Source organism: Luteibacter sp. P4_E6 (assembly GCF_056401535.1).
In genome coordinates, this window is record NZ_JBFUJE010000469.1 from 1 (window position 1) to 3,075 (window position 3,075).

Consider the following 3,075-nt stretch of genomic DNA (forward strand, 5'->3'; position numbering starts at 1 on the left):
GGTGCCCACCCTCACGCAATCGGCGGCGCGTGGGCCGCTAAAAACACGCACTCGTAACGCGAGTGAACCGCCCCCCTCCAGCCTCCCCGGAATTCCGCGAAGAACTAAAAAAAAGCGACCTGGTTAGCCAGGCGGCAGCGAGGCGAGTGACAACTGTCAAAGCCGGTCGTTGACAAGCCGCCCTCCCGATCGACTTGCACAACCGACAAGCTGGATGTCACGCAACCCATCACCAGCAACGGAACCCGCCTCGTGAAGCCAGTCTCCCGCTTGCCCATCGTTACTGCGCTTGCTGCCGTCCTATGCTGTCTTGTTGCAGGTCCGGCCACCGCGCAATCGGGAGCGGGAGCGCCAGGCCGCCAGCCTGCCGCCCTGGAAGCCGACCAGTTGTTCTGGCAGACCTTCCGTAGTGGCGACTACGCGCACATCCAGGCCAGCATCGAGGCCTCCACTGCCGCTTATCTGCGCGACCCCAATGATGCCGTCAGTGCTGCCCATGTAGGTTGGTTGCACATGTGGCGCGTGGCGGAAAGGCACCGGATGCAACAGGCACCGGCGAGCATCACTGACGACATCGTTCTGGCAAGAAAGTACTTCCAGAAAGCCGTGGCACTCGCCCCCGACGATGCGCGCTACCGTGGTTTCCTCGCCAGCGCGATACTGGCCGAAGCCCAGATCGACCGCGACGCCGCGCTTCGCCAACAGGGTGCGGAAATCATGGAACAGGCTGTATCCGATTGGCCCGGTTTCAACCTGTTTACCGCGGGATTCGTGGCAAGCGGCATGCCGGCATCCAGCGATGGTTTCAAGCAGGCGCTGGAACAGCAATGGCAGAACCTCGAGGTATGCGGCCATATGAAGGTTGACCGCCACGGCAACAATATGGACCTTGTTGCGAAAAACATGGCAAAGGCCGTGGGGCAAAGCCGCGATGCTCGCGCGTGCCTCAACTCAGAAAAAGCACCGCATAACGAAGAGGGCTTCTTCCTCAACATGGGAGACATGCTCACCAAGGCTGGCGACTGGCAGACCGCACGCAAAATCTACGCTACCGCCAGGCTATCCACTGGCTACGCTCATTGGACCTATCGTGACGTACTGGAACAGCGTATCCGCGATGCGGAAGCGAACGTGGCGGTATTCAATGCGGACGCTCAACCGGGAAAGAAGTCAGCCAACCCGATGATGATCGGCAGCGACTTCTCCTGCATGGCTTGCCATCACCAGTAGGACTATCCCCCAGCGGCTTCGCGTCGGCGGCGCCTTGGGGATATGAGATGCAGTCGTGACGGAAGTCAGTCGTCAACGGTGTAGACGGCAATGAGGCGATAAGGCCCGAGCTCGCACTCGTGGAGTTTGCCCTGTTCGACGGCGGCCACCGCCTCATCAAGCGTGCCAAGTAAGCAATGATCATTGACCGGCAGAGTCGATGCCAGCCCGTTGCATGACAATGGGGAGCATTCGGCCATGTTGCCCATCGTGAACGACGCGATATTGCTGGCGAATATTATCGCCGGCCAACTGCGGAGGGTATATGAGTTGATGGGCAACCGTGCCGGACGTGCCGCCGCTTCCCGAGCCTGAGCAGAGCGGCTTCGTGAACAGTGACGGCGCGCGGATCTACTATGCCGTATTCAATCCCCACGGCGGGCGGCCCCATCAGCTAAAGACAGTTGGAAACCTGCCGATACACTTCGTTACGCGCGCGGGCACGCGCACCGGACTGGATAGCAGGGAGTTCCATGAAATATCGGTTTGCATGGTTGGGGCTGATCCTCGTGCTCGCGCAGCAGTCGCATGCGACTGAGGCCGCTCCGGTCCCGAAGCCCGTCGAGGCCTCCGAAAAGCGGATCATCGGTACTCCCGCCCCGCCCTTCCCACCCAGCGCCATTCGTCAGGGTCACGAAGGGACTGTAAAGGTTCGGGTAAAGCTCAACGCGAACGGCGAGCCGGTAGACGTGTCGGTTGAGGAAAGCAGCGGCTACAGCGAACTGGATGCCGCTGCGGTCAAGGGGGCATACAGCTGGCGAWTTCGACCCAGGGTGGTGGATGGGCGAAACATGGAGGATACCGTTGTGGCCCCAGTGACCTTCAGTCACTCTTTCCACTCCGGTGCGCCGGTGGCAGTGCCGGGACCGGAATTCAGCTGCGTCAAGGCATCGACGCCGACCGAGAAAGCTATCTGCAACGACCCGGAGCTCACCGGGCTCGAAGGCGGAATGGACGTTGCTTATCGTCACCGCCACTTTTTCGCCATGCCAAAAGATGCGCGGGCGATGGAGAAAGAACAGGATAATTTTATCCGCGAGCGCGCCACACGCTGCGTAACGGACGTGCCGTGCATCAAGGAGATGACGACGGCGCGGCTTTGGCAGCTACCGTGGGATCCCGCGAGGTAACGCCCGCTCTTTCATTCCTGAACATCGCCTGCGTTCAAGTGTTGACGCGACGCAGAACGAGACTGCGCCACGTGGGAACCGCGGTCCRCAAGTCGACTGCCTCACCGTCACTGGTGAAGAACAGTCCTGGCTCGCGCTCGACCAGCAGTTTCACGCCGTTGATAAACAGGTAGCCGTTGCGCCGCTCGACGAGCACGTCCAGCGACGGCTTGCCCCATTGATAGATCTGATACTTCCCCGCGTATTTCGTCCACTCCGCACGATCGGGCCCCTTCGGATCATGGGGTCCCTCGTTGTAATCGACGCCGGCCTCCCCTTCGCTGCATTCGAGGTGGGCCGGCAAGTCGCCCACGGCTTCCGTGTACGTCCACGCGACAAGGTCATGGTCGGCATCCGCCGTGAAGAAGGCGGTCGGCGTCACGGCGAGGAACGGGCCATGCATCTCGAAGGCGTCCGACTCGAATCGAAGGCCGTCGTCGGTGTCATGAATGGTGGCGGTAAGGTTCCGCCCTACATAGGTGCCTGCGACCGTTTGCTTGAGGGCAGCCGTCGGCCGGATCGGTGCAATGTCCGTTGCACTGAGCCTCGGAGACTTCGCACCGAAACGGGCGGCAAGAAGACCATCGATCAGCTTGCGACCGAAGCGATAGGGAGCGGATACCGGCCGATTGAACAT

The 3,075-nt window shown here is 61.0% G+C and carries 3 protein-coding genes and 1 pseudogene; 2 read left to right on the plus strand and 2 right to left on the minus strand.

Going from position 1 to position 3,075, the window contains the following annotated elements; all coding sequences use genetic code 11:
• Nucleotides 1-252 precede the first annotated feature (252 nt).
• Nucleotides 253-1,230: a hypothetical protein gene (locus tag AC1DT2_RS19325; RefSeq protein ID WP_477298093.1), complete on the plus strand. Its 978-nt coding sequence runs from the start codon at nucleotides 253-255 to the stop codon at nucleotides 1,228-1,230.
• A gap of 65 nt (nucleotides 1,231-1,295) precedes the next feature.
• Here the strand turns inward: AC1DT2_RS19325 and AC1DT2_RS19330 are convergent, their stop codons facing one another.
• A complete protein-coding gene (locus AC1DT2_RS19330) occupies nucleotides 1,296-1,469 on the minus strand; it encodes a hypothetical protein (RefSeq protein WP_477298094.1) in 174 nt (57 codons plus the stop codon).
• 273 nt (nucleotides 1,470-1,742) lie between these two features.
• On the opposite strand from AC1DT2_RS19330, the gene AC1DT2_RS19335 reads away from it, so the two are divergent.
• Nucleotides 1,743-2,399: a TonB family protein gene (locus tag AC1DT2_RS19335; RefSeq protein ID WP_477298095.1), complete on the plus strand. Its 657-nt coding sequence runs from the start codon at nucleotides 1,743-1,745 to the stop codon at nucleotides 2,397-2,399.
• Nucleotides 2,400-2,433: 34 nt separating this feature from the next.
• On the opposite strand, the pseudogene AC1DT2_RS19340 reads toward AC1DT2_RS19335, so the two are convergent.
• Nucleotides 2,434-3,075, minus strand: a pseudogene (locus AC1DT2_RS19340) (serine hydrolase); the annotation flags it as partial.

Bases quoted from the DNA above. Each gene is read 5' to 3' on its own strand.
- AC1DT2_RS19330 (WP_477298094.1), bottom strand. From the start codon at position 1,469: ATGGCCGAATGCTCCCCATTGTCATGCAACGGGCTGGCATCGACTCTG.